The organism is Mitsuaria sp. TWR114 (assembly GCF_007997345.1).
This window is the reverse complement of the sequence record NZ_VOSR01000175.1, coordinates 1-24661: the sequence shown is the minus strand read 5'-3', so window position 1 is coordinate 24661 and position 24661 is coordinate 1. Positions and strand designations below refer to the sequence as shown.

Genomic DNA, 24661 nt, shown 5'->3' with positions numbered 1-24661 from the left:
CGCGCGGCGCAGGCCGATGGCTACCTCAACTACCGCGTCTTCGAGCGCCGCCGGCCCGGCGACCTGCCGCCCGACCGCGACCAGCTGCTGCCCATCCGCCTGATCGCGCCGTATGGCCGCAATCGCGCGGCGATGGGCGCCAACATCCGCAGCATTCCGCAGGCGCGCGCAGCCCAGGACCGCGCCATCGCCACCGGCCAGCCGGCGGCCACCGAGAGCTTCCCGCTGTCGCAGGATGTCGGCGTGACCCTGATGGGCGTGGTGGTCTACCGCGCGCTGTACGAGGGCGGTTCGACCGAGCCGCGCGACGCCGCCGGACGACCGCGGCGCCCGCTCGGCGTGGCCTTCGCCACGCTGCGCCCGGAAGCGCTGCTGCGCGGCGCCCTGCCGGCCCGCGCCAGCCGGCTCGACTACTGCCTGCTCGATGCCACGCCCGGCGGCCAGCGCCCGCTGCTGGCCGGCGACGCGCGCTGCCTGCAACTGCCCGCCGCGCTGCCGAGCCAGTCGCGCGAACTGGACTTCGCCGGCCGGGCCTGGCGCCTGGTCGTCTACAGCCCCACCGGCCTGCCGGCGCTCGAGGGCAGCGCCGCCCTGCCCTTCGCGATCGCCGGCCTGACCGGCACCGCGCTGCTGGGCCTGCTGCTGCTCACCATCACCGGCACCACGGCCCGCGTGGCACGCCGCGTCGAAGAAGCCCGGCTGCGGCTGCGCGACAGCGAGGAGCGCTTCCGGACCATCGTCGAGCACGCGCCCATCGGCGTGGTGTCCTGCGACCTCCAGGCGCGGCCGCAGGAGATCAATCCCTATTTCTGCCAGCTGCTTGGCATGAGCGTCGAGCAACTGAAGGCGCGCTCGGTGATGGCGATCACCCACCCCGACGACCGGGCGGAGGACAGCCGGCTGGGCATGGCGCTGATCCGCGGCGAACTTGGCCGCTACAGCCGCATCAAGCGCTACATCGGCGCCCAGGGGCAGGTCATCACGGTGCGCGCCACCGTCAGCCTGCTGCGCGATGCCCAGGGCCAGCCCTACCGGCTGCTGGGCGTCGTCGAGGACATCGGCGAGCAGTTGCGGCTGGCGGAACTGGAGCGCGTGCATGAGGCGGAGCTCGCCGCCAACCGCGCCAAGAACGAGTTCCTCTCGCGCATGAGCCACGAACTGCGCACGCCGCTGAACGCGATGCTGGGATTCGCCCAGCTGCTCGAGGCCGACCACGACCCCATCCTCAGCCCCCGGCAGCGCGGCTGGCTGGCGCAGATCCAGCAGTCGGGCTGGCACCTGCTGCAGATGATCGACGACACGCTGGACCTGTCGCGGCTCGACGCCGGCCAGTTGCGCGTGCGGATCGAGCACCTCGACCTGGAGCCGATCGCGGCGGACAGCCTGGCGATGGTCGAGTCGCAGCGGCGGCGGCTGGGGGTGTCGATCGAGGTCGAGCTGGACTCCGACGCCTGCGAGCTGCGCGCCGACGCCACCCGGCTCAAGCAGGTGCTGACCAACCTGCTCAGCAACGCGGTCAAGTACAACCGTCCCGGCGGGCAGGTGTGGCTCCGCGCCCGGCGGGTGGGGGACTCGATGGTCGAACTGAGCGTCGCCGACACCGGCCCCGGCCTCAGCGACGCCCAGAAGACGCAGCTCTTCCAGCCCTTCAACCGTCTGGGCCGGGAGGTCGGTGCCATCGAGGGCACCGGGATCGGGCTGGTCATCACGCAGCGCCTGCTCGCGCTGATGGACAGCCAGCTCCAGGTGGACAGCGCGCCGAACAAGGGGTCCACCTTCAGCTTCCTGCTGCCGGTTTCTTCGGCAAATCAATGACTTAAGTCGGCCCTAAGACGGCAAGTTCACACTGATTTGAGCAGGTAGCCCTTCCTGGACTGACCTGTTTTTGGGAGCTTTAGCACTCGCCGCCCATGAGTGCTAATATCCCCAACCATCGAGCCGGAAGACCGGCCCGAGACAGGAGAAACGAACACATGTCCAACAGCCTTGCATTGAAGGTGCGCGATCCCTGGTCCCTGGTGCCGTCGCTCGGCAACCTGGATGCGTACATCACGGCGATCAACCGCGTCCCGCTGCTGACGGCCGAGGAAGAGAAGGACTACGCCACGCGCCTGAAGGAAAAGGGCGACGTGGAAGCGGCCGGCCGGCTGGTGCTGTCGCACCTGCGCCTGGTGGTGTCGATCTCGCGCCAGTACCTGGGCTACGGGCTGCCGCAGGGCGACCTGATCCAGGAAGGCAACGTCGGCCTGATGAAGGCGGTCAAGCGCTTCGACCCGGACCAGAACGTGCGCCTGGTGTCGTACGCCATGCACTGGATCAAGGCCGAGATCCACGAGTACATCCTGAAGAACTGGCGCATGGTCAAGGTCGCGACGACCAAGGCGCAGCGCAAGCTGTTCTTCAACCTGCGCTCGATGAAGCATGCGCTGAAGGAAGGCGCCGAGAACCAGCAGCGCGCGTCGCTGACCGAAAGCGAGATCGCCCGCGTAGCGGAGGAGCTCAACGTCAAGCGCGAGGACGTGCTGGAGATGGAGACGCGCCTGTCCGGCGGCGACGTGGCCCTGGAGCCGCAGACCGACGATGACGGCGAGACCTTCGCGCCGATCGCCTACCTGGCGGACGACACGCAGGAACCGACCCGCGTGATCGAGTCGCGCTCCCGCGACCGCCTGGCCAGCGACGGCCTGCAGCAGGCGCTGGAGGTGCTGGATCCGCGCAGCCGCCGCATCGTCGAGGAGCGCTGGCTGAAGGTGAACGACGACGGCTCGGGCGGCATGACGCTGCATGAACTGGCCGCCGAATACGGCGTCTCCGCCGAGCGCATCCGCCAGATCGAGGTCGCGGCGATGAAGAAGATGCGCAAGGCGATGGTCGCCGAGACCGCCTGAGCCCTCCTGAGCCCTTCTGACGGCGGCCCGCTGGCGACCGTCGCCAGCACCACGAGAAAGGCCCCGCGATGCGGGGCCTTCTTCATTGCGGGGTCGCGCTCACTGGCCGGCGATCAGCGCCTTGATGTCCGACATCAGCGCCGTCGCCCCCGCGCCATACCGGGAGAACACCCGCACCCGCCCCTGCGGGTCGAACAGGAAGCTCGCGGCGGTGTGGTCCATCGTGTAGCTGTCGGGCGTCTTGCCGGGGACCTTGGCGTAGTAGATCTTGAACTCCTTGGCCACGTCCTTGAGCTGCTCGGGCGAGCCGCGCAGCGCGACGAAGCCCGGGTCGAAGCTCTCCAGGTAGGCCTTGAGCAGTTCCGGCTTGTCCCGCTCGGGGTCGACGGTGATGAACACGCCCTGCACCTTGTCGCCGTCGGCGCCCAGCGCCTTCTTCACCTGGGCCAGTTCGGCCAGCGTCGTCGGGCAGACGTCGGGGCACTGGGTGAAGCCGAAGAACACGACCACCACCTTGCCCTTGAAGTCCTCGAGGGTGCGGGTGCGGCCGTTCTGGTCCGGCAGGCTGAAGCCGCGCGCATAGGCCGCGCCGGTCAGGTCCACGCCCTGGAAGCTGGCCTTGGGCGCCGAGGAGAAACCCAGCTTGTCGCAGCCCGCCAGCAGCGCCGCGCCCACCGCGCCGAGGGCGCCCAGTCCGAGAAAACGTCGCGAGATCATCAGCACATCCGATCCGTAGGAAGGTCGCCAGCGCGCGCGTCCGCGGCTCAGCCGAGCCAGGGACTGAGGTAGTGATCCAGCAGCAGCGCACCGAACAGCAGCGACAGGTGCAGGATCGAGAACAGGAAGGTCTTGCGCGCCAGCGCCTCCGAATAGGCCTTCCAGAGCTTGAACGCGTGATGGCAGAACATCAGGCCGAGCACGATCGCCGCGGCCAGGTAGAGCCAGCCGCTCATGCCGGTGAGGAAGGGCAGCAGCGTCGCCGCGAACAGGATCCAGGTGTAGAGGAAGATCTGCAGCCGCGTGAAGGCATTGCCGTGCGTCACCGGCAGCATCGGCAGGCCGGCCTTGCGGTAGTCCTCGCTGCGGTACAGCGCCAGCGCCCAGAAGTGCGGCGGCGTCCACAGGAAGATGATCAGGCACATCAGCCAGGCCTCGGCGCCGAGCTCGCCGCGCATCGCGGCCCAGCCCAGCACCGGCGGCATCGCGCCCGAGGCGCCGCCGATCACGATGTTCTGCGGCGTCATCGGCTTGAGGATGACGGTGTAGACGATGGCGTAGCCCACGAAGGTGGCGAAGGTCAGCCACATCGTCAGCGGGTTCACCAGCAGGTACAGGATGGCCGAGCCCAGCGCGCACAGCCCGGCCGAGAACAGCAGCGTCTGGTTGCGGCTGAGCTCGCCGCGCGCGGTGGGGCGCCAGGCGGTGCGCTTCATCTTGGCGTCGATGTGCTGCTCGATCAGGCAGTTGAAGGCCGCCGCGGCGCCCGCCACCAGCCAGATGCCGGCCGTGCCGGCGATCAGCCGCACCCACTCGTCGCCCTGCGGCAGCCCGGGGATCGCCAACGCCATGCCGATGACCGCGCAGAACACGATCAGCTGCACGACCTTGGGCTTGGTCAGTTGGTAGAACTGCCACCAGCGGGAGGGCATGGCGGCCTGCGTCGCGGAACTCATTTCGAACCCATCGTCAGGAGGCCGGCGCGCTGCGCCGCCGGCTCGATCACGGTCGACGATCTGCCGGCACGCAGCCGCGCCAGCAGGATCGCGCACATCAGCAGCAGCGCCGCGGCGCCGCCGGTATGGGCGAGCGCGGCCACCAGCGGCCAGCCCAGCACCACGTTGGACAGCCCGGAAGCCAGCTGCCATCCGCCCACCGCCAGCAGGCGGCGCGCCCAGCGGCGGCCTTCGCCGCCGGCGCCCTGGCCGCCCGGGCCGCTCTGCCCGTCCTGGCGCCACAGCGCCCAGGCCAGCGCCAGCAGCGCCGCGAACATCACCATCGCGCCGGCGCGATGCGCCAGGTGGATGGCGGTCAGCGCCTCGAAGGGCAACCAGTCGCCATGGGCGCCGCGTCCCAGTTCGCGCCACAGCGTGAAGCCGTGCTGGAAGTCGGTCGGCGGCAGCCATTGCCCCTGGCAGGTCGGGAAATCCTGGCAGGCCAGCACCGCATAGTTCGTGCTGACCCAGCCGCCCAGCGCCACCTGCGCGATCGCCAGGCCGGTGAAGGCCAGCACCGCCCGCCGCAGACCGGCCGGCCAGCGCAGCGGCTTGGGCGCGTAGGACTCGGCCTGCCAGGCCAGCAGCATCAGCAGGCCCAGCGCCAGCAGCAGGTGCAGGGTGACGATCGCCGGGAACAGCTTCATGGTCACGGTCCAGGCGCCGAAGAGCCCCTGCACCAGCACCCATGCGAGCGACAGCGTCGCCCACCAGGGCGAGGGCGTGGCCTCGCCGGTGCGGCGGCCGCGCCGCCAGACCCACCAGCTCAGCCCGGCCAGCACGACCAGCAGGAAGCCGACTCCGCCCGCCATGTAGCGGTGCAGCATCTCCATCCAGGCCTTGCCGTGCGTCACCGGGCCGGTGGGCATCGCCGTCTGCGCGGCGAGGATCTCGGCCTTCGCCCCGATCGGCGAGGCGCTGCCGTAGCAGCCCGGCCAGTCCGGGCAGCCCAGGCCGGAATCGGTCAGCCGCGTCAGCGCGCCGATCAGGATCAGGTCGAAGGTCAGGAAGGTCGCCAGCACCGTCAGCGCGCGCAGCCGCCGCGCGGCCGTGTCGCCGCGGTGGCGCCATTGCCACGCCAGCAGCGGCACCGCGCCGACGAGCGCGGCCATCGCCAGCAGCTCCAGCAGCGGCTCGAAATCGAAACCGATCGCCAATCCGTTCATGCGCGCGGGTCCTGTTCCTTGCGATCGTCAGCGGCCCGGCTTGTCCCAGCCGGCGTTGGCGCGCATCAGGCGCTCCAGGTCCTTCTTCACCGCGGACGGTTCCGGCGTCGCCGGCGTGCGCAGCATCCAGCGCCCCATCGGGTCGACCAGGAACAGGTGCTCACCCATCCGGTGCCCAGGCGCGGCCATCAGCCAGGCCTCGATCCCCGCGCGCGGGGCGCGCAGCACCGTCGCCGGCGCGCCATGCGCCGTGAGCGCGTCGATCTGCGCCGGCGTCAGCGCGACGTCGTCCGGCACCAGCACCAGCTTGTCGAGCCGGTCGCGGTCCTTGCCGAGCATCTCGCGCAGCTGGCGCTGCATGAACAGCATGCGCTCGCAGCCCTCGTCGCAGGCGCGGTCCGGCACGTAGGTCAGCAGCACTGGCCGTGGAGCGAGGCGGCGGCCACCGGCGCGCCCTTCAGGTCGGTCAGCGCCAGCGAGAGCGGCAGGTCGCGCGTGGGCTGGATCAGGTCGCCGTAGGCGCGGCCGCGCAGGTCCAGCACGTAGAAGCTGAAGTAGGACGCGACCACCGGCGCCGCGCAGACCAGCAGCACCAGCCACAGCGTCCAGCGCGAGCGCTTGGGAGGGTCGAGGTCGGGCATCGGCACCGAGTGCACCGCCAGCGTCACCGGGCCGTCCGGCGGCAGCGGCGTGTCGACCGGCGCCGGGGCCGCGTCCTGGCCGTGTGCGCGGCCGTCGTGGCCGCCGTGGCCGTCATTGCGTCCGTCATTGCGCTCGTCACGCATGGCGCTGCTCATCGGCGGATTCGTCGGCGCGGGCGGCTCGGCCAGCCCGATGGGGAGCGAGGACTTGGAACCAGACATAAAGACCCAGGATCAGCGCCGCGAGCGCAAACCATTGAAACGCGTACCCGTAATGCTTGTGGACGTCGACGGCCGGCGGCGGCCAGTGGCGGCGCAGGCCGTCCGCGCCATCTGCACCGTTCACGCCGCCCGCGCCCGGCGCGGCGCCCGTCGCCGCGTCCGGCTCCGTCTGGAGCAGCACCAGCGGCAGCAGGCGCAGGCCCGTCTCGGCCTGGAAGGCCGCGAGGTCGACATTCTGCCGGATCGGTCCCCCTTGCGCGTCCTGCCCCAGCGCATAGGCGCGCGATGCCGACAGCGCCAGCCGGCCGGCGATCCGCACATCGCCCGTGGGCGTGGCCACCGGCGGCAGCGCCTCGCGCCGCGCGGCATTGCGGGGCGCCCAGCCGCGCTGGACCAGGATGGCCTCGTCGCGGCCGGCCAGTTTCAGCGGCGTCACGACGTAGAAGCCGGTGTGGCCATCCATCACCCGGTTGTCGAGGTAGACCGTGTGCGCCACGTCCCAGCGCCCGGCGAGGTCGGCGCGGCGATGCTCGAGCCCCGGCGCGGGCGGCTCGGCCGCGGACGGCAGCGCGGCGGTCGCCAGCGGCGCTTCCCGGCCGCGTTCGTCGATCGCCCGTTGCATCGCCTTTTTCTGGTCGGCGCGATCGAGTTGCCAGACGCCGAGCGCGAGCGCCGCCGCCACGCCGGCCAGCGTCGCGATCACCACGACGCCATGCCGCCTTCGGGGCCGGCCCGATGGCTGGGTCGGGTCGCGGTGGGAATAATCGTCCGCCATGAAAGTCATCGTCCTCATCGCGTTCATCGGCATCCTGGGCGCGCTGTTCTCCGCCGGCGTCCTGATGCTGCGCAAGCAGAAGGGCAAGGCCACCATGGCCCGCGCGCTGGCGGTGCGCGTCGGACTGTCGGTGGCGCTGTTCCTGTTCATCCTCTTCAGCGCCTGGATGGGCTGGATCCATCCGACCGGGCTGCCTCTTGGCAAGTGACCGGTAAATGACCGGCAAGTGACCGGTCGAAAACACAAAGCGCCGCTTCGAGCGGCGCTTTGTCGTTCAGCGGCGGACCGCGCCGGTCCGCGCGATCACATCCAGTAGACGATGACGTACAGGCCCAGCCAGACCACGTCCACGAAGTGCCAGTACCAGGCCGCGCCCTCGAAGCCGAAGTGGCGCTCCGGCGTGAAGTGGCCCTTCATCAGCCGCAGCGTGATGAACAGCAGCATCAGCATGCCGACGAACACGTGGAAGCCGTGGAAGCCGGTCAGCATGAAGAAGGTCGAGCCGAAGATGCCCGAGCTCAGCTTCAGGTTCAGCTCCTGGTACGCATGCCAGTACTCGTAACCCTGGAAGCACAGGAACACGAAACCCAGCAGCACCGTCGCCCACATCCAGCCGATCGTCTTGGCGCGCTGGCCGGCGATCAGCGCATGGTGGGCGATGGTCAGCGTCACGCCGGAGGTCAGCAGCAGCGCGGTGTTGATCGTGGGGATCGGCCACGGACCCATCGTCGAGAACGGATCCACCGTGCCCGCCGGCGAGGCCGTCGCGCCGGCCGCCACGCTGGGCCACAGGCCGTTGAAGTCGGGCCACAGCAGCGCGTTGTCCAGGCTGCCCAGCGTCGGAATGCTGTAGCCGCGCGACCAGAACAGCGCCCCGAAGAACGCGGCGAAGAACATCACCTCCGAGAAGATGAACCAGCCCATGCTCCAGCGGAAGGACAGGTCGATCCGGTCGCTGTACTGGCCGCTCTCGCTCTCGTGGATCGCGTCGCCGAACCACTGCTTCAGCGTGAAGGCCCACCACAGCAGGCCGAACAGCAGCGACCACTTGCCCCAGTCGTGGCCGTTGACCCACTGCCCCGCGCCCAGGATCACCCAGAACAGGCCGAAGGCGGCCATCGCCGGGTGCCGGGACGGGCCGGGCACGAAGTAATAAGGCTGATTGCCATGAGTCGTCGTTGCCGACATGCGTTCTTCTCCTCGAACTCAGTTCTCAGTTCATTGCCGCACCGCTGCTTACCACCCAGCGGACCAGCAGGATCAATCCCAGCACGAACAGGACCGCCGCGAGCACCCCCGCCACGATCACGTGCAGCGGATTGAGCTGCGACACATCCTGCTCGTAGTCCGAGCCCTTCCTCACGCCGAAGAAGGACCAGGCCACCGCCCGCAGCGTGCCCAGGAAGGATCCGCGGCGCTGCATCGCCCGCTTCAGATCCTCGCCCGGCTTGAGCTCGTCGGCCATCGTCGTTTCCACCGTCCGGCGTTCAGGCGCTCAGGCGCCCGGCCGCCCCTTCGGATCCACCGGCGCCGCCGCCTGCGCCTTGCCCTTCCCCGCCACCTCGAAGAAGGTGTACGACAGCGTGATCGTGCGCACGTCCTTCGGGATCTTGGGGTCGATGACGAACACCACCGGCCATTCCTTCTGCTCGCCCGGCTTGAGCGTGTATTCGTTGAAGCAGAAGCACTCCAGCTTGTTGAAGTAGGGCGTCGCCTGTTTGGGCGCGTAGCTTGGGATCGCCTGCGCCGACATGGTCCGCTGCTGGATGTTCTGGAAGGTGTACATCACCGTCGTCAGCTCGCCCGGGTGGACCGTCAGGTGGCGCTTGGCCGGCTTGAAGTCCCAGGGGCCGCGGGCGTTGGCGTCGAACTCGATCGTGATCTGGCGGCTGTAGTCGATCTGCGTGTTCTTCACGTCCTCGGCGCGCACCGCATGCTGGCGCTCGGACAGCGACAGCACGTTGATGCCCAGCGCCGTGCAGATCGCGCGGTACATCGGCACCAGCGCATAACCGAAGCACGACATCACCGCCACCACGACCAGCAGCTTGCCGGTCATCCGCAGGTTCTCCCTGCGGATCCAGGCGGCGAGCTTGCTGGCGGGCGGGCTGCTCATGGCGATCTCGGGGCGACCGGAGCCGGCGCGTTCAGGTCGCGCCGTACAACGCGATCTTGGCCACGAAGCCGATCGCGAAGACGGCGGCCACGCTGGCCAGGATCAGCGCCAGGCGCAGGTTGCTCTTGCGTTGCTCGGGCGTCGGGGCCATCGCTGCCACTCCTCCTTCGCGGCGCTCAGCCGATGATCCGGGTCGCGGTGACGTCCAGCTTGGGCGGCGTCTCGAAGGTGTGGAAAGGCGCCGGCGACGGCACTTCCCACTCCAGGCCCTCGGCCGCTTCCCAGGGCTTCTGCGGCGCCTTGGCGCCCTTGCCCCGCATCATCGGGATCACGACGAAGACGAAGAAGTAGACCTGCATCAGCCCGAAGCCGAAGGCGCCGATGGAGGCCAGCGCGTTGAAGTCGGCGAACTGCATCGGGTAGTCGGCATAACGACGGGGCATGCCGGCCAGGCCCAGGAAGTGCATCGGGAAGAAGGTCACGTTGAAGGTGATCAGCGAGCCCCAGAAGTGGATCTTGCCGCGCGTCTCCGAGTACATGACGCCGGTCCACTTCGGCCCCCAGTAGTAGACGCCGGCGAACAGCGCATACAGCGAGCCCGCCACCAGCACGTAGTGGAAGTGGGCCACGACGTAGTAGGTGTCCTGGATCTGGATGTCGATCGGCGCCATCGCGCAGATCAGGCCGGTGAAGCCGCCCATCGTGAACACGAAGATGAAGCCCACCGCCCACAGCATCGGGGTCTCGAAGGTCATCGAGCCGCGCCACATCGTCGCCAGCCAGTTGAAGATCTTCACGCCGGTGGGCACCGCGATCAGCATGGTCGCGTACATGAAGAACAGTTGGCCCGTCACCGGCATGCCGGTGGCGAACATGTGGTGCGCCCACACGATGAAGGACAGGATCGCGATCGAGGCGGTCGCGTACACCATCGAGGCGTAGCCGAACAGCCGCTTGCGCGCGAAGGCCGGGACGATCTGGCTCACGATGCCGAAGGCCGGCAGGATCATGATGTAGACCTCGGGGTGGCCGAAGAACCAGAAGATGTGCTGGTACATCACCGGGTCGCCGCCGCCCGAGGGCGTGAAGAAGCTGGTGCCGAAGTGGCGGTCCGTCAGCGTCATCGTGATCGCGCCGGCCAGCACCGGCATCACCGCGATCAGCAGGTAGGCGGTGATCAGCCAGGTCCACGCGAACATCGGCATCTTCATCAGCGTCATGCCGGGGGCCCGCATGTTGAGGATGGTCACGATGATGTTGATCGAGCCCATGATCGAGGACGCGCCCAGGATGTGCATCGCGAAGATGCCGGCGTCCATCGACGGGCCCATCTGCAGCGTCAGCGGCGCGTAGAGCGTCCAACCCGCGGCGGGCGCGCCGCCGGGCATGAAGAACGAGCCCACCAGCATGAGGGCCGCGGGGATCATCAGCCAGAAGCTGAAGTTGTTCATCCGCGCGAAGGCCATGTCGGACGCGCCGATCTGCAGCGGGATCATCCAGTTCGCGAAGCCGACGAAGGCCGGCATGATCGCGCCGAACACCATGATCAGCCCGTGCATGGTGGTGAACTGGTTGAACAGTTCCGGATTGAAGAACTGCAGGCCCGGCTGGAACAGCTCGGCGCGGATGCACAGCGCCAGGGTGCCGCCGATCATCAGCATCGTGAAGCTGAACAGCAGGTACAGCGTGCCGATGTCCTTGTGGTTGGTCGCGAAGACCCAGCGCCGCCAGCCCGTCGGGGCATGGTGGTCGTGGTGATCGTCATGGTCATGGGCATGACCGGTCGGGTGGTCGAGCACTGCACTCATGTCAAATCCTCGGTGGCTGCCCGTCCCCGGGGGACGGGCTGGCGTTCAAACGCGTTCCTGCGGTCGGTGGATCAGGCGGCGCGCCTCACTTGGCGCGCTCGGCCACGACTTCCGCGGGCTGGATCAACTGGCCGGTCTTGTTGGACCAGGCGTTCTTCGTGTAGGTCACGACGGCGGCGATCTCGCTGTCCTTCAGCACGCCCTTCCAGGCCGGCATCTGGCCCTTGCCGTTGAGCACCAGGTGCAGCTGCGCGGCGTGGTCCTCGGCCTTGACGATGGCCGAGCCGTCCAGCGCCGGGAACTGGCCCGCGCCCTTGCCGTCGGCCTTGTGGCAGACCGCGCAGTTGGCGTCGAACAGCTTCTGGCCGCGGGCCATCAGCTCGTCCATCGTCCAGACCTTGCTCGGGTCGTCGGCCTTGGCGGCGATCTTCTTCATCTCGCCGTCGACCCACGCGGAATAGTCCTTGGCGCTGAGCACCTTGACGTGGATCGGCATGTAGGCGTGCTCCTTGCCGCAGAGCTCGGCGCACTGGCCGTAGAAGTCGCCGGTCTGCTCGGCCTTGAACCAGGTGTCGCGCACGTAGCCGGGGATCGCGTCCTGCTTGACGCCGAAGGCCGGCACCATCCACGCGTGGATGACGTCGTCGGCGGTGGTGATGATGCGGATCTTCTTGCCCACCGGCACCACCAGCGGGTTGTCCACCTTGAGCAGGTAGTTGTCGACCGAGCCGGGGTGGCCGGAGTCCGACAACGCGCGGTGCGAGGCGTCCAGCGTCGAGACGAAGCCGATGCCCTCGCCCTCGCCCTTGAGGTAGTCGTAGCCCCACTTCCACTGGTAGCCGGTGGCCTTGATGGTGAGGTCGGAGTTGGTGGTGTCCTTCATCGCCACGACGACCTTGGTCGCGGGCAGCGCCATCAGGATGACGATGATGAAGGGCACGATGGTCCAGGCGATCTCGACCTTCACGCTCTCATGGAAGTTCGCGGACACCGCGCCCTTGGACTTCCGGTGCTTGAAGATCGAATAGAACATGACCCCGAACACGGCGATGAAGATCGCCAGGCACAGGATCAGCATCATGTTGTGGAGCCACATCTGCTCATGCGCGATCTTGGTGACCGGCGGATGCAGGTTCAGCTGGTTGACGGCCGGACCTCCGGGGAGGTCGTTGACCGCCAAGGCGACCTGGCTGGCCAGCGCGGCCGTCAGGCCGAACGCGAGCTGGCTGCAGCGGCGCCCCAGTTGCACACAACTGTGTTCAATCGTCATGGTCGTCTCTTTATCCAGTCTTTCTCAAGCTCTTGTCACCCGGGTCTCCTCCAGGCGGCTTCGGCGCTCGAGCCCGCTTGTAGCGCGGGCTTCGGCGCCAAGCGGTGGCGGAAACCTACGGGGCCAGCAGACGTACTCCAGTCGGGCGCGGATTCTAGCCCACCCCTCTGGCGCACTATGACCGCCCCCAGAGGGCCGAACGGCCCAGGATTACCCTCAGACAGAGGGGCCTTCGCCCTCTGTCGCGACACCGTCACGCGAGCCCTAGCCGAGGCCGCGCGCGATGGGGGTCAGTGTTTGCCCGCGCCGCGGACCATGGCCCGCATCTGCTCGAGCGACACCTCGGTGGTGGCCGCGACCTTCACCTTCGGCTGGGGCTTGAATGCATGACCGTAGACCAGCTCGATGCTCAGCGACAGCCGGCCGTCGGCGCCGCGCAGCGACTCGAGCGCGCGCAGCAGCCGCGCGCGCCAGGCCTTCGTGCGCAGACCGCGCGCGCGGGCCGGTGCGAGGTTGCCGCCGAGTGCGCGCAGATCGCGCAGCAGGTCCTCGGGCGAGCCCCAGGTCAGGCGCAGGTGCTCCTGGTCCATCACCGGATCGGCGAAGCCGGCGTGCACCAGCATGTCGCCCAGGTCGTGCATGTCGACCCAGTCCGGCGCCGGGACGCCCCAGCCCTCGCGCGCGAAGACCGGACGCAGCTCGATGAAGCTGTCCGGCCCCAGGCACGAGAACATCAGGCAGCCCTCGACCGCCAAGCCAGCCTGCCAGCGCTTCATCAGCGCCGGCTTGTCGGCCTCGGCATGCAGTTCCATGTTGGACCACGCCAGCTGCGCCGCGGCCGCCGGCGGCTCCGCGACCAGCTCCGTCGGCGCGCCGCCGCGCAGCTTGTCCATCACCGATTGCATGAAGCCGCGCTTGAGGCGCTGCTGCAGCAACGCGCGGACCTCGGCATCGGGCTCGAGCCAGAGCTGCGTCGCTTGCGGATAGTGCTGGCGCAGGCCCGCGTCGCCGCCGCCGATGGAGGGGCGGCTCTGCAGCACCGCGGTGGGTTGCAGGCGGATCACCGGCAGCCGGTCCAGCATGCGCGTGGCGACCTCCTGATGCAGCCAGGGCGCGTCCTCGGACGCGGCCAGGCGACGACGCTGCCGTTGCGCCGCGCCCGCATCGATCTGCTGTGTGCCCGGCGGCAAGGCCTCATCTCCAGTCATGGGGCGCGATTGTAGGGAGCGGCGCCTGCCCGGACCGATCGGCGAAAATCCGGCCCTTCGCCCTTCCCGGATCCGATTCCCGTGCTCGCCATCGCCGACCTCCGACGCCGCCTCGCCGCGCTGGGCGCCAACGACGCCCACGTGGGCCGCGTGCTGCGCCACTGGGTCCAAGCCCGGCCGCTGACCGAGGGTCGGCGCAAGCTGGAGCACTACCTGCCGCAAGCGGTGCGCGAGGCGCTGCCGGCGCTGATGGACGAGCTCCACGGCCTGGCGACGCTGCTCGAGCGCCATCCCGGCGAGGACGGCGCCGCGCGCCTGCTGGTCGGACTGCGCGACGGCCAGACCGTCGAAAGCGTGCTGCTGCCGCGCGACGGGCTGTGCGTCTCCAGCCAGGTCGGCTGCGCGGTGGGCTGCCGCTTCTGCATGACCGGCAAGGACGGGCTGCTGCGCCAGGTCACCAGCGCCGAGATCGTCGCCCAGGTGGCGCTGGCGCGGCGCGAACGCGCGGTGAAGAAGGTCGTGTTCATGGGCATGGGCGAGCCGTCGCACAACCTGGACGCGGTGCTCGAGGCGATCGAGCTGCTCGGCACGGAAGGGAACATCGGCCACAAGCAGCTGGTGTTCTCGACGGTCGGCGATCCGCGCGCGTTCGAGCGCCTGGGCGCCGGACCGGTGAAGCCGGCGCTGGCCCTGTCGCTGCACACGACCAAGGCGGCGCTACGGCAGGAGCTGCTGCCGCGCGCGCCGCGGCTGACACCGCGCGAGCTCGTCGAGGCCGGCGAGCGCTACGCCCGGGCGACCGGCTATCCCATCCAGTACCAGTGGACGCTGCTCGAAGGCGTCAACGACGGCGAGGACGAGCTCGACGGCATCGTCGAGCTGCTGCGGGGTCGCTACGGCGTGCTCAACATGATTCCCTACAACAGCGTGCCCGAGCTGCCCTTCCAGCGCCCGGACTGGGACAAGGCGCGCGACATCGCCCGCCGCCTGCACCAGCGCGGGGTGCTGACCAAGCTGCGCAATTCCGCCGGGCAGGACGTCGACGGCGGCTGCGGCCAACTGCGCGCGCGCGGCCTCGACACGCCGGCGACGATGCGCGACATGCGCCGGGCGATCCCGATCACGCCGGCCGGCTGAGCGTTTGCCGGCATGGTCGCCGGCGCGGTCGCCGACGGGGTCGCGGCGCTGGTGACGGTCTTCGCCGCGATGCCGGGCATGCCGACTGCTCGGCATGCAGCGCGGCCGGCGGACCACCTCGCGCTCCTGACACCGCGTGTCGCCGCGCCCTCCCTACAATTCCGGCGAGCCCCTTCCGGGGCTGTCCTCATTTGTGCGCCATGCAGCTGTTCACGATCTCCCCCGGCAAACGCTTCACCCTGCCCCGCCCCACCGGCTCCGCCGACGCGCTGCTGCTCGCCCGCTTCGCGCGGCAGCAGCTGGCCGCCGGGCGCCTGACGGTGATCGTCACCGCCGAGCCCGGCGACACGCAGCGCCTGGAGGACGAGCTCAAGTTCTTCGCGCCCGACCTACGCGTGGCCGTCTTCCCGGACTGGGAAACCCTGCCCTATGACAGCTTCAGCCCGCACCAGGACCTGATCTCCGAGCGCCTGGCCACGCTGTGGCGGCTGCTGCAGGCCGGCGGCAAACCGGTGGCCGAGCGCGACCTCGACGTCGTGCTGCTGCCCGCGACCACCGCCCTCACCCGGCTCGCGCCGCCGTCCTTCCTGGCGGCGACGACCTTCAACTTCCGCCAGAAGCAGCGCCTGGACGAGGCCGGCCTGAAGCAGCAGCTGACGCTGGGCGGCTACCAGCATGTCAGCCAGGTGGTCTCGCCCGGCGAGTACGCCGTGCGCGGCGGCCTGATCGACCTCTACCCGATGGGCTCGCCGGTGCCCTACCGCGTCGACCTGTTCGGCGACGAGGTGGATTCGATCCGCGTGTTCGATCCGGACTCGCAGCGCTCGCTCTATCCGGTGCCGGAGGTGCGCCTGCTGCCCGGGCGCGAGTTCCCGATGGACGAGAGTTCGCGCAAGGCCTTCCGCGCGCGCTGGCGCGAGAAGATGGACGGCGATCCGACCAAGTCGCGCATCTACAAGGACATCGACACCGGGCTGGCCACGGCCGGCATCGAGTACTACCTGCCGCTGTTCTTCGACGAGGTCGCCAGCGTCTTCGACTACCTGCCCGCCGAGGCCGGCCTGGCGCTGCACGGCGAGGTCGACGAGGCGCTGCAGCGCTTCTGGACCGACACCCGCGAGCGCCACCGCTTCCTGCAGCACGACCCGGACCGGCCCATCCTGCCGCCCGAGGAGATCTTCCTGCGCCCCGAGGACTTCTTCATCGCCACGCACCGCCATGCGGTGCTGTCGGTGCGCGGCCAGGACGCCGTTGACTACGCCCGCCCGCTGCCCGACGTCAGCGTCGAGCGCGGCGCGCAGGAGCCGCTGGCGCGCCTGGCGGCCCATCTGAAGGACACGAAGTTCCGCGTGCTGCTGCTGGCCGAGAGCGAAGGCCGCCGCGAGAGCCTGCTCGAGCTGCTGCGCGACAACCGGATCGATCGCCGTCGGTGAAGGACCTCGCCGAGTTCGAGGCCGACGTCGACGAGCGCTTCGCGATCACCGCCGCCCCGCTGGCCGCGGGCTTCTTCTGGAACGAGCCCGACGCGGGCCGCCAGATCCAGCTGTTCACCGAGACCGAGCTCTTCGCCACCACGCCGACCACGCGCCGGCGCCGCAAGCAGGAGCAGGTCAGCGACGTCAACGCGCTGATCAAGGACCTGTCGGAGCTGAAGGTCGGCGATCCGGTGGTGCATACGAACCACGGCATCGGCCGCTACCTCGGGCTGATCAACATCGATCTTGGCGACGGTCCGAGCGAGTTCCTGCACCTGGAGTACGCCGACAAGGCCACGCTCTACGTGCCGGTCGCGCAGCTGCACCTGATCAGCCGCTACACCGGCGTCAGCGCGGAAGAGGCGCCGCTGCACAAGCTGGGCTCCGGCCAGTGGGACAAGGCCAAGCGCAAGGCCGCCGAGCAGGTCCGCGACACCGCCGCCGAGCTGCTCAACCTCTACGCCCGCCGCGCCGCGCGCGAGGGCCATGCGTTCCGCTACTCGCCGCACGACTACGAGGCCTTCGCCGCGAGCTTCGGCTTCGAGGAGACGCCCGACCAGCGCGCCGCGATCCACGCCGTCATCCAGGACATGATCAGCCCCAAGCCGATGGACCGGCTGGTGTGCGGCGACGTCGGCTTCGGCAAGACCGAGGTCGCGCTGCGCGCGGCCTTCGTCGCGGTGATGGGCGGCAAGCAGGTGGCGCTGCTCGCGCCCACCACGCTGCTGGCCGAGCAGCATTACCAGAACATCGCCGACCGCTTCGGCAAGTGGCCGGTCAAGGTCGCCGAGATGAGCCGTTTCCGCTCCGCCAAGGAGATCAAGGCGGCGATGGAGGGCCTGGCCGACGGCTCGATCGACATCGTCATCGGCACGCACAAGCTGCTCTCGGCCGATGTGAAGTTCAAGCGCCTGGGCCTGCTCGTCATCGACGAGGAACACCGCTTCGGCGTGCGCCACAAGGAGGCGATGAAGGCCATGCGCGCCGAGGTCGACGTGCTGACGCTGACCGCCACGCCCATCCCGCGCACGCTGGGCATGGCGCTGGAGGGCCTGCGCGACCTGAGCGTCATCGCCACCGCGCCGCAGCGGCGCCTGGCGATCAAGACCTTCGTGCGCAGCGAGACCAGCGGCACCATCCGCGAGGCGGTGCTGCGCGAGCTCAAGCGCGGCGGCCAGGTCTACTTCCTGCACAACGAGGTCGAGACCATCGAGAACCGCCGCATGAAGCTGCAGGAGCTGCTGCCCGAGGCGCGCATCGTCGTCGCCCACGGCCAGATGCCCGAGCGCGAGCTGGAGCGCGTGATGCGCGAGTTCGTCGGCGGCAAGCACAACCTGCTGCTGTGCTCGACCATCATCGAGACCGGCATCGACGTGCCCTCGGCCAACACCATCGTCATCAGCCGCGCCGACAAGTTCGGCCTGGCGCAGCTGCACCAGCTGCGCGGCCGCGTCGGGCGCTCGCACCATCAGGCCTATGCCTATCTGATGGTGCCGGACATCGAGGGCCTGACCAAGCAGGCGGCGCAGCGGCTCGAAGCGATCCAGGCGATGGAGGAACTGGGCTCGGGCTTCTACCTGGCGATGCACGACCTGGAGATCCGCGGCGCCGGCGAGGTGCTGGGCGAGCACCAGAGCGGCAACATGATGGAGGTCGGCTTCCAGCTCTACAACGAGATGCTGTCCGAGGCGGTACGCTCGCTCAAGGCTGGGCGCGAGCCGGACCTGCTCAGCCCGCTGTCGGCGACGACGGAGATCAACCTGCACGCGCCCGCGCTGCTGCCCGACGCCTACTGCGGCGACGTGCACCAGCGGCTGTCGCTGTACAAGCGGTTGGCCACGGCCGACCGCGCCGAGCAGATCGACGCGATGCTGGAGGAGATCACCGACCGCTTCGGCAAGCTGCCGGCGCAGGGGCAGACGCTGTTCGACACGCACCGGCTGCGGGTGCTGGCCAAGCCCTACGGCGTGATGAAGATCGACGCGGCGCCCAGCGTCATCAACATCAACTTCCGGCCCAATCCGCCGATCGATCCGATGCGCGTGATCGAGCTGGTGCAGAAGAACCGCAACATCAAGCTGGTGGGCAACGAGAAGCTGCGCATCGACAAGGCGCTGACCGATCCCAAGGACCGCGCGCAGGCGGTGCGCGAGGTGCTGCGGCTGCTGGGCGCGCCGGTCGCGCAGCCTTAATCGGGACCTGCTCGAACAGCTGGCAGGCGTCGGGCAGGTCCACGAGTCCGGGTCAGTGACCCCGGCGGAACCGCTTCCTAGACTGAGGGCTTCTCAACTTCTGGAGATGCCGATGCATCAGCACATGCCCCTGTCACCCGGGATCGATGTGGGCGAATCGATCGAGGCCGCGGCGGCCCGCCAGGCGCGGGAGCGCGCGGAGGAAGACGCGGAGGAAGACGCGGAGGAGGACGCCTGGCAAGCCGAGCGCGACGCCGAGATCGCCGCCAAGGAGCGGGGCTGCGCCTACGCGATGACCTGCCTCGACTGCCGCCACCTGCCGCCGGACGACCGCCTGAGCGATCCGGATTCATTCATCCGCACGATCTTCAAGAGCAAACGCATCGCGCGACTCATCGTGCATGCGCGCGAGGGCTGCGAGACCTGCCCCTATCTGCCGGAGAACTACGGCAAACCGGTGCGGGCCCGCGTGGGTGGACTCGACGATTGGGAAGACGGTCCTGAAGTCGAGCGCATCCGACGCGCGCGGTTCGAAGCCTGGGAGGTACAACATGGATCGCGTTGAACCGCTCTACATGCTCGACACCAACATCCTGAGCTACATGATGGATCCGCAAGCGCGGGTGCAGCGCGTCTATTGCGAAGAGCGATTCGCGGCGCTGCGGGGACGGATCGCCATCAGCGTGATCGTCCAGGCGGAGGTCTTTGCCGGGCTCGAAAAGAATCCCTCGCCCGGCAAGGAACTGCGCCTGCGGGAGTTGATGCGCCGCATCCGCGTCGAGTACCTCGGCCCGGGCCTGTGGTTCTCCGATCTCTTCGCCTGTATCAAGGCCTCGCTGGAGCGGCGAGGCTGCCCAAGGAGCAGTTCGACATGGCGATCGCCGCGCACGCGATGGCGCTCGGTGCGACCTTGGTGAGCGACGACAAGGCGCTGTCGCACATCGAGGGCTTGAAGCTGGAGACCTGGGGCGTCGCCGAGTTCGCGAACCGGCGGCGTGGCGTCGCGGAGCCGGCAGCCGCGTATCTCCCACTGCGAGGTCTTGCGGGTCCTGGCCTGGACCTGCCGCCGGCAGCCTGGATGACCGGCGCACGCGCCGCCCCCTACGCCACGGCCCATGCGCATTGAGGCTCGCCCCGGCGAGTGCGCTAAGCTCCCGCCCGTCCCCGCCGGCCGGTCGTCCTGATCGCCGACGGGGACCTTCCGCGTTCAAGCGCCGCCTGCCCCAGTCGCGCCCCGCTCGCGCTCCACTCGCCCCACTCGCCGCCCTGCCCGCATGACCTCCTCGTCGACCTCCACCGCCCCGCTGTCCCCGCTCGTCCTGCAGGGCTTCACCGCGCCGCTGGCGCTGCGCGACTTCAAGCTCGCCGCCTTCGACATGGACTCCACGCTGATCACGATCGAATGCATCGACGAGATCGCCGCGGCCGCGGGCCGCAAGGCCGAGGTCGCCGCGATCACCGAGGCCGCGATGCGGGGCGAGATCACCGACTTCAAGGACAGCCTGCGCCGCCGGCTGGCGCTGCTCAAGGGCGTCGGCGAGGGCGCCCTGGCCCAGGTGCTGCGCGACCGGCTGAGATTCAATCCCGGCGCGCGCGAACTCTGCGCCGCGCTGAAGGCGGCGGGCCTGAAGCTGGTGCTGGTGTCGGGCGGCTTCACTTACTTCACCCGCTTCGTCGCGGGCGAGCTCGGCATGGACTTCGTCCGCAGCAATGAGCTGGAGATCGTCGACGGCGCGCTGACCGGCGGCCTGGCGATGCAGGACTGGGGCGACATCTGCGACGGCGAGGAGAAGCGCCGCATGATGCTGGCCTGCGCCGAGCGCATCGGCGCCACGCCCGCGCAGTGCATCGCCGTGGGCGACGGCGCCAACGACCTGCCGATGATGGGCGCCGCCGGCCTGTCGGTCGCGTACCACGCCAAACCCAAGGTGCGCGAGCAGGCGATGGTCGCCATCAACGACGGCGGCCTGGACCGGCTGCTCGACGTGCTGCGCTGACCCGGCCACGGCCGGCCGCCCGCGCATTCATTCACGACCGTCCCCCGGCCGCTGCCACCCCGCCCGCCGGCGCTCTTGAAGCGACGCCGCTTCCCTGCCATGCTCGCCGGGGCTACAGGGAGCAGCGATGCGGGAACAGCACGCGACAAGAACCGATGAGCAGGCCTCCATCGACCACCTCCAGCGCGACGTGCTGGAAGCGGTGGCCCTGGGCCGTCCGCTGGCCGCGGTGATGGACCTGCTGTGCCGCGGCGTCGAGACCTTGGCGCCGGAGGTGATCTGCTCGGTGCTCTCGGTCGACGAGGAGGGTCGGGTCCACCCGCTGGCCGCGCCCAGCCTGCCGACCTCGTTCAGCGGCGCCCTGGAGGGCTTCTCGATCGGCCCGCGGGCGGGCTCCTGCGGCACCGCCGCCTGGCGCCGGCAGCCGGTCGAGGTCACCGACATCGCCAACGACCCGCTCTGGGCCGATTTCCGCGAGCTGGCATTGCCGCACGGCCTGGCCGCCTGCTGGTCGACGCCCATCCTGCTGGGGACGGACCAGGTCGTCGCCACCTTCGCCCTGTACTACCGCGAACCGCGCGCCGCCGCGCCCTTCCATCGCCGCATGGTGCAGGCCTGCGCCCAGCTGTGCCAGATCGCCTTCATGCATGACCGCCACCAGCGCGAGATCGAACGCCTGGCCTATTTCGACGGCGTCACCGGCCTGCCCAACCGCACGCTGCTGGCCGACCGCGCGCGCCAGGCGCTGCTGCTGGCGCTGCGCAGCGAGTCGCCCGCCGCGCTGCTGCTGCTGGACATCGACCGCTTCAAGACGGTCAACGACTCGCTCGGGCACGCGGTCGGCGACCAGGTGCTGAAGCACATCTCCAAGCGCCTGTCGGGGGCGCTGCGCGACAGCGACACGCTGGCGCGGCTGGGCGGCGACGAGTTCGTCGCGCTGCTGCCGGGCTGCACCGTCGAGGATGCGATGCATGTCGCCGACAAGCTGCGCGCGGTGCTGGAGGCGCCGATCCCGCTCGACGGCAGCCATGCCCGGGTGCAGATGACGGCCAGCATCGGCGTCTGCGGCTTTCCCAAGGACGGCCAGGACCTCGACCAGCTGCTCAAGAACGCCGACATCGCGATGTACGAAGCCAAGCGCGCCGGCCGCGATTGCGCGCGCTTCTTCCTGCGTGCGATGAACCAGGCGCTGGACGAGCGGCTGGACATCGAGGCGGCGCTGCGCCACGCGCTGTCCCAGGGGCTGCTGCAGCTGCACTTCCAGCCCAAGATCCGGCTGAGCGATCGCCGGCTGGTCGGGGTCGAGGCCCTGCTGCGCTGGCACGATGCCGAGCGCGGCTGGGTGCCGCCGGACCGCTTCATCCCGGTCGCCGAGGAGAGCGGCCTGATCAACGCGCTGGATGCCTGGGTGCTGGAGCAGTCCTGCGCCCAGTTGGCGCGCTGGCGGGCCCAGGGCGTCGACGTGCCCGGCCTGTCGGTCAACGTGTCGCCGCAGCGTTTCCACCAGGATGACGTCGCGGCGCATGCGCGGGCGCTGCTGGCGCGGCACGGCCTGGCGGCGAGCGACCTGACGCTGGAGGTCACCGAGCGGTTGATGCTCGACGACACCAGCCGCCCGCGCGCGCAGCTGCAGCAGCTCCATGAGATGGGCGTGGGCGTGTCGGTGGACGACTTCGGCACCGGTTACTCCAGCCTGAGCTACCTCAAGCGCTTGCCGGTGACGGAGCTCAAGCTGGACAAGAGCTTCGTGCGCGACCTGGAGCAGGATGCCGACGATCGGGCGCTGTCCAGCGCCGTGATCGGCATCGGTCGTTCGCTCGGGCTGACGGTGGTCGCGGAAGGCGTGGAGACCGCCGGCCAGCGCGACCTGCTGCTGACGATGGGCTGCGACGCGGCGCAGGGCTGGCTGTTCGGCCGGCCGATGGCGCCCGAGGCCCTGCCCGCCTGGATGGCGACGCACGACGCCGCCGAGTGAGCTGGCGGCAGGCGCAGCGGCTGCAGCTGCAGCCATGGCGGGGGCGCGGCAGTCGCCGCGGTCGCGGGTCGCTCAGCCGGCGGGATGCACCGCGCTGGGCGTGATGACGACGCCGTCCTCGTCGGCGTAGAGCCAGTCGCCTGGACGGATCCACACGCCCTCGATCTGCACCGGCAGGTCGGCGAGCCCCGGCTCGCGGCGCTCGGTGGGCATCGGAACATGGCCGAGCGCAAAGATGCCCACGGCCGCTGCGCGCAGTTCCTCGAGGTCACGTACCGCGCCATGCACCAGCACGCCGGCCCAGCCGTTCTTCGCGGCGCTGGCGGCCAGGTTCCCGCCCAGCAGCGCGCGCCGCAGCGACGCGCCGCCATCGACCACCAGCACGCGGCCGGCCCCGAAGCTCTCGACGGCCGCCTTCACCGGCGTGTTGTCGTCCAGGCAGCGCACCGTCGCCACCGGCCCGGCGAAACGCGCCTGTCCGCCGTAGCTGCGGTACAGGCTGCCGGGCAGCCAACGGGTGGCGCCACTGCTGTCCGACTTCAGCGAGTCGCAGAGGTCGCAGGTGGAGAAACGGATTGCGGCACGGCTGGAAGCGCTGGGGCTGGTCATCGGGTCACTCCTGGAAGGGTTCGATCATCGATGCGGCCATTGGGGCGATCATCGGCGCGGTCTTCAACGCCGGCTCGTCGCGGTCGTCATCAGGCGGGCGCGCGGTCTCGCTCCGGCTCAGGCTCAGGCGGGCGGCAACACCTCGACGCGCTGGCCGTTGAACTCGACCACCTGGCCGGCACGGACCTTGGCGGTCTTGCGCAGCTCGACCTGGCCGTCGACGCGGACCTGGCCCTCGGCGATGAAGTGCCGGGCCTCGCCGCCGCTGCCGGTCAGCGCGGTGGCCTTGAGCAGCTTGTCGAGTTCGATGAAGTCGCCGCGCAGGGCGAAGGGGATGGCGGATGCGGACATCCGTGCATTCTCCGTCAGTGGCCCAGGCGCTTGATCGCCGCCTCCCGGATGCTGCTGAGCGTGGCGCGGCTGGTGGAGATCTCCACCGGCAGCTTCAGGTGGAGCAGCGTCGGCACCTGCGCGGCGATGGCCGCTCTCAGCGCGGGTTCCACCTCCTCGGTGCGCGAGGCGCTGTGGGCCTGCCAGCCGTAGGCGCGGGCCAGGGCGGCGAAGTCGGGGTTGTGCAGGTCGCTGCCGCTGACGCGGCCGGGGTATTCGCGCTCCTGGTGCATGCGGATCGTGCCGTAGCTGCCGTTGTCGACGACGACGCAGATCAGCCGGCGCGCCCCGTGGGCCATGGCGGTCGACATCTCCTGGCCGGTCATCAGGAAATCGCCGTCGCCCGCGATGTTGACGACCCAGCGCTCGCGCTGCAGCAGCGCCGCGGCGACCGCCGCCGGGAAGCCGTAGCCCATCGCGCCGCTGGTCGGCGCGAGTTGCGTGCGGCCCCCTTGATGCAGCGCGGTGTAGCGATGGAAGCGATGCAGCCAGCCGCTGTAGTTGCCGGCGCCGTTGGTGAAGATGGTCTCGGCGGGCAGCAGGCGATCCAGCAGGTGCATCACCTCCGCCAGGTCCATCGGCCCCACCGGCAGCGCCTGCTGGTTGCGCTGGTAGTCGGCGCGGGCCTCGCGGGTCCACTCCAGCCAGGGCAGCTCCGCATGGCCGCCCGGCGGCCGCAGCTGCTGCAGGGCCAGCGCGGCGCCGCTCATGCTGGCCTGGATCATCTGGTCGGCCGCGTAGACACGGCCCAGTTCCTCGGGGCCCGCATGGATGTGGACCAGCTGCTGCGCCGGGCGCGGCGCCTTCAACAGCGTGTAGCCGCCGGTGGTCATCTCACCCAGCCGCGGGCCGATCGCGAGGATCAGGTCGGACTCGGCGATGCGCCGGGCCAGCGCCGGATTGATGCCGATGCCGACATCGCCGGCATACAGCGGGTCGCGGTTGTCGTAGAGGTCCTGGAAGCGGAAGGCGCAGCCGACCGGCAGTTGCCAGGCCTGGGCGAAGTCCTGCAGCGCGGCGCAGGCCTGCGGCGTCCAGCCGCCGCCGCCGGCGATGACGAAGGGCCGCTGCGCCGCCTCG

At 69.8% G+C, this 24661-nt stretch carries 25 protein-coding genes and 1 pseudogene; 10 read left to right on the top strand and 16 right to left on the bottom strand.

The window, feature by feature from the left end:
- Positions 1 to 1815, top strand: a 1815-nt coding sequence (locus FUT87_RS08275) for an ATP-binding protein (protein ID WP_147240712.1), incomplete at its 5' end; no start/stop codon positions are given.
- Between the two features lie 158 nt (positions 1816 to 1973).
- A complete protein-coding gene (rpoH, locus tag FUT87_RS08270; protein ID WP_091726835.1) occupies positions 1974 to 2888 on the top strand; it encodes an RNA polymerase sigma factor RpoH in 915 nt (304 codons plus the stop codon).
- A gap of 99 nt (positions 2889 to 2987) precedes the next feature.
- On the opposite strand, the gene FUT87_RS08265 is transcribed toward rpoH, so the two are convergent.
- Genes FUT87_RS08265 through FUT87_RS08245 form a run of 6 tightly spaced genes read right to left on the bottom strand, consistent with a single transcriptional unit; the run spans position 2988 to position 7404 of the window.
- Positions 2988 to 3605 (bottom strand): SCO family protein, encoded by a 618-nt coding sequence (locus FUT87_RS08265; protein ID WP_091731470.1) that lies wholly within the window; start codon positions 3603 to 3605, stop codon positions 2988 to 2990.
- 47 nt (positions 3606 to 3652) lie between these two features.
- Positions 3653 to 4561, bottom strand: a complete 909-nt coding sequence (gene cyoE, locus FUT87_RS08260; protein WP_091726838.1) for a heme o synthase — start codon at positions 4559 to 4561, stop codon at positions 3653 to 3655.
- On the bottom strand, positions 4558 to 5766 hold the full coding sequence (locus FUT87_RS08255) for a heme A synthase (protein ID WP_147240711.1): 1209 nt from the start codon (positions 5764 to 5766) through the stop codon (positions 4558 to 4560). Before FUT87_RS08255 ends, cyoE begins: the two co-directional genes overlap by 4 nt.
- 27 nt (positions 5767 to 5793) lie before the next feature.
- Complete coding sequence (locus FUT87_RS31370) at positions 5794 to 6186, bottom strand: hypothetical protein (RefSeq protein ID WP_310735136.1); 393 nt, start codon at positions 6184 to 6186, stop codon at positions 5794 to 5796.
- Entirely contained in the window at positions 6177 to 6563 is a 387-nt protein-coding gene (locus FUT87_RS31365; RefSeq protein ID WP_310735135.1) for a hypothetical protein, read from the bottom strand. Before FUT87_RS31365 ends, FUT87_RS31370 begins: the two co-directional genes overlap by 10 nt.
- Positions 6544 to 7404 carry an SURF1 family protein gene (locus tag FUT87_RS08245; protein ID WP_147240710.1) on the bottom strand — a complete coding sequence of 287 codons (861 nt, stop codon included), beginning with the start codon at positions 7402 to 7404 and terminating at the stop codon, positions 6544 to 6546. Before FUT87_RS08245 ends, FUT87_RS31365 begins: the two co-directional genes overlap by 20 nt.
- Here FUT87_RS08245 and FUT87_RS08240 point away from each other — a divergent pair.
- On the top strand, positions 7403 to 7612 hold the full coding sequence (locus FUT87_RS08240) for a DUF2909 domain-containing protein (RefSeq protein ID WP_091726850.1): 210 nt from the start codon (positions 7403 to 7405) through the stop codon (positions 7610 to 7612). The two genes, FUT87_RS08245 and FUT87_RS08240, sit on opposite strands and share 2 nt — an antisense overlap.
- 95 nt (positions 7613 to 7707) lie before the next feature.
- Here FUT87_RS08240 and FUT87_RS08235 read toward each other — a convergent pair whose 3' ends face one another.
- From FUT87_RS08235 to FUT87_RS08210, 7 genes are all read right to left on the bottom strand, one after another.
- Positions 7708 to 8592: a cytochrome c oxidase subunit 3 gene (locus FUT87_RS08235; RefSeq protein ID WP_091726853.1), complete on the bottom strand. Its 885-nt coding sequence runs from the start codon at positions 8590 to 8592 to the stop codon at positions 7708 to 7710.
- A gap of 25 nt (positions 8593 to 8617) precedes the next feature.
- Entirely contained in the window at positions 8618 to 8869 is a 252-nt protein-coding gene (locus FUT87_RS08230; protein ID WP_091726857.1) for a DUF2970 domain-containing protein, read from the bottom strand.
- 30 nt (positions 8870 to 8899) lie between these two features.
- Positions 8900 to 9520 (bottom strand): cytochrome c oxidase assembly protein, encoded by a 621-nt coding sequence (locus tag FUT87_RS08225; RefSeq protein WP_091726861.1) that lies wholly within the window; start codon positions 9518 to 9520, stop codon positions 8900 to 8902.
- A 31-nt stretch (positions 9521 to 9551) separates the two neighbouring features.
- A complete protein-coding gene (locus tag FUT87_RS29885) occupies positions 9552 to 9671 on the bottom strand; it encodes a cytochrome oxidase small assembly protein (RefSeq protein WP_217648442.1) in 120 nt (39 codons plus the stop codon).
- Positions 9672 to 9696: 25 nt separating this feature from the next.
- A complete protein-coding gene (gene ctaD / locus FUT87_RS08220) occupies positions 9697 to 11328 on the bottom strand; it encodes a cytochrome c oxidase subunit I (protein WP_091726864.1) in 1632 nt (543 codons plus the stop codon).
- Positions 11329 to 11413: 85 nt separating this feature from the next.
- Positions 11414 to 12598 (bottom strand): cytochrome c oxidase subunit II, encoded by a 1185-nt coding sequence (coxB, locus tag FUT87_RS08215; protein WP_091726867.1) that lies wholly within the window; start codon positions 12596 to 12598, stop codon positions 11414 to 11416.
- Positions 12599 to 12888: 290 nt separating this feature from the next.
- Entirely contained in the window at positions 12889 to 13806 is a 918-nt protein-coding gene (locus tag FUT87_RS08210; protein WP_255511730.1) for a biotin synthase, read from the bottom strand.
- A gap of 81 nt (positions 13807 to 13887) precedes the next feature.
- Between FUT87_RS08210 and FUT87_RS08205 the strand changes: the two genes are divergently transcribed.
- From FUT87_RS08205 to FUT87_RS08180, 7 genes and pseudogenes are all read left to right on the top strand, one after another.
- Positions 13888 to 14943, top strand: coding sequence for an RNA methyltransferase (locus FUT87_RS08205; protein ID WP_147240709.1), 1056 nt, complete (start codon positions 13888 to 13890; stop codon positions 14941 to 14943).
- Between the two features lie 200 nt (positions 14944 to 15143).
- Positions 15144 to 18610, top strand: a pseudogene (gene mfd / locus FUT87_RS08200) (transcription-repair coupling factor).
- A 112-nt stretch (positions 18611 to 18722) separates the two neighbouring features.
- Positions 18723 to 19175: a hypothetical protein gene (locus tag FUT87_RS28565; RefSeq protein ID WP_186830427.1), complete on the top strand. Its 453-nt coding sequence runs from the start codon at positions 18723 to 18725 to the stop codon at positions 19173 to 19175.
- The gene (locus FUT87_RS08195; protein ID WP_186830426.1) at positions 19162 to 19527 is read left to right on the top strand and encodes a type II toxin-antitoxin system VapC family toxin; all 366 of its coding nucleotides are present in this window, start codon (positions 19162 to 19164) and stop codon (positions 19525 to 19527) included. The genes FUT87_RS28565 and FUT87_RS08195 overlap by 14 nt, the downstream gene beginning before the upstream one ends.
- Positions 19482 to 19736 carry a hypothetical protein gene (locus FUT87_RS28560; protein WP_186830425.1) on the top strand — a complete coding sequence of 85 codons (255 nt, stop codon included), beginning with the start codon at positions 19482 to 19484 and terminating at the stop codon, positions 19734 to 19736. The genes FUT87_RS08195 and FUT87_RS28560 overlap by 46 nt, the downstream gene beginning before the upstream one ends.
- Positions 19737 to 19884: 148 nt before the next feature.
- Positions 19885 to 20607, top strand: coding sequence for a phosphoserine phosphatase SerB (serB, locus tag FUT87_RS08185; protein ID WP_147240707.1), 723 nt, complete (start codon positions 19885 to 19887; stop codon positions 20605 to 20607).
- Positions 20608 to 20734: 127 nt separating this feature from the next.
- On the top strand, positions 20735 to 22582 hold the full coding sequence (locus FUT87_RS08180; protein ID WP_255511729.1) for a bifunctional diguanylate cyclase/phosphodiesterase: 1848 nt from the start codon (positions 20735 to 20737) through the stop codon (positions 22580 to 22582).
- 72 nt (positions 22583 to 22654) lie between these two features.
- Here FUT87_RS08180 and rraA read toward each other — a convergent pair whose 3' ends face one another.
- From rraA to FUT87_RS08165, 3 genes are all read right to left on the bottom strand, one after another.
- A complete protein-coding gene (gene rraA, locus FUT87_RS08175) occupies positions 22655 to 23191 on the bottom strand; it encodes a ribonuclease E activity regulator RraA (RefSeq protein WP_147240706.1) in 537 nt (178 codons plus the stop codon).
- A 123-nt stretch (positions 23192 to 23314) separates the two neighbouring features.
- Complete coding sequence (locus FUT87_RS08170) at positions 23315 to 23542, bottom strand: RNA-binding S4 domain-containing protein (RefSeq protein ID WP_147240705.1); 228 nt, start codon at positions 23540 to 23542, stop codon at positions 23315 to 23317.
- 14 nt (positions 23543 to 23556) lie between these two features.
- On the bottom strand, positions 23557 to 24661 hold a 1105-nt coding region (locus FUT87_RS08165), incomplete at its 5' end, for a thiamine pyrophosphate-dependent enzyme (protein WP_255511728.1).

Bases quoted from the DNA above. Each gene is read 5' to 3' on its own strand.
- rraA (WP_147240706.1), bottom strand. From the start codon at position 23,191: ATGACCAGCCCCAGCGCTTCCAGCCGTGCCGCAATCCGTTTCTCCACC.
- FUT87_RS08265 (WP_091731470.1), bottom strand. From the start codon at position 3,605: ATGATCTCGCGACGTTTTCTCGGACTGGGCGCCCTCGGCGCGGTGGGC.
- coxB (WP_091726867.1), bottom strand. From the start codon at position 12,598: ATGACGATTGAACACAGTTGTGTGCAACTGGGGCGCCGCTGCAGCCAG.
- FUT87_RS08195 (WP_186830426.1), top strand. From the start codon at position 19,162: ATGGATCGCGTTGAACCGCTCTACATGCTCGACACCAACATCCTGAGC.
- FUT87_RS08225 (WP_091726861.1), bottom strand. From the start codon at position 9,520: ATGAGCAGCCCGCCCGCCAGCAAGCTCGCCGCCTGGATCCGCAGGGAG.
- FUT87_RS08240 (WP_091726850.1), top strand. From the start codon at position 7,403: ATGAAAGTCATCGTCCTCATCGCGTTCATCGGCATCCTGGGCGCGCTG.
- FUT87_RS28565 (WP_186830427.1), top strand. From the start codon at position 18,723: ATGCATCAGCACATGCCCCTGTCACCCGGGATCGATGTGGGCGAATCG.
- ctaD (WP_091726864.1), bottom strand. From the start codon at position 11,328: ATGAGTGCAGTGCTCGACCACCCGACCGGTCATGCCCATGACCATGAC.
- FUT87_RS08245 (WP_147240710.1), bottom strand. From the start codon at position 7,404: ATGGCGGACGATTATTCCCACCGCGACCCGACCCAGCCATCGGGCCGG.
- cyoE (WP_091726838.1), bottom strand. From the start codon at position 4,561: ATGAGTTCCGCGACGCAGGCCGCCATGCCCTCCCGCTGGTGGCAGTTC.
- serB (WP_147240707.1), top strand. From the start codon at position 19,885: ATGACCTCCTCGTCGACCTCCACCGCCCCGCTGTCCCCGCTCGTCCTG.
- FUT87_RS28560 (WP_186830425.1), top strand. From the start codon at position 19,482: ATGGCGATCGCCGCGCACGCGATGGCGCTCGGTGCGACCTTGGTGAGC.
- FUT87_RS08210 (WP_255511730.1), bottom strand. From the start codon at position 13,806: ATGACTGGAGATGAGGCCTTGCCGCCGGGCACACAGCAGATCGATGCG.
- FUT87_RS08180 (WP_255511729.1), top strand. From the start codon at position 20,735: ATGCGGGAACAGCACGCGACAAGAACCGATGAGCAGGCCTCCATCGAC.
- FUT87_RS08170 (WP_147240705.1), bottom strand. From the start codon at position 23,542: ATGTCCGCATCCGCCATCCCCTTCGCCCTGCGCGGCGACTTCATCGAA.
- rpoH (WP_091726835.1), top strand. From the start codon at position 1,974: ATGTCCAACAGCCTTGCATTGAAGGTGCGCGATCCCTGGTCCCTGGTG.
- FUT87_RS29885 (WP_217648442.1), bottom strand. From the start codon at position 9,671: ATGGCCCCGACGCCCGAGCAACGCAAGAGCAACCTGCGCCTGGCGCTG.
- FUT87_RS31365 (WP_310735135.1), bottom strand. From the start codon at position 6,563: ATGAGCAGCGCCATGCGTGACGAGCGCAATGACGGACGCAATGACGGC.
- FUT87_RS08230 (WP_091726857.1), bottom strand. From the start codon at position 8,869: ATGGCCGACGAGCTCAAGCCGGGCGAGGATCTGAAGCGGGCGATGCAG.
- FUT87_RS08235 (WP_091726853.1), bottom strand. From the start codon at position 8,592: ATGTCGGCAACGACGACTCATGGCAATCAGCCTTATTACTTCGTGCCC.
- FUT87_RS08255 (WP_147240711.1), bottom strand. From the start codon at position 5,766: ATGAACGGATTGGCGATCGGTTTCGATTTCGAGCCGCTGCTGGAGCTG.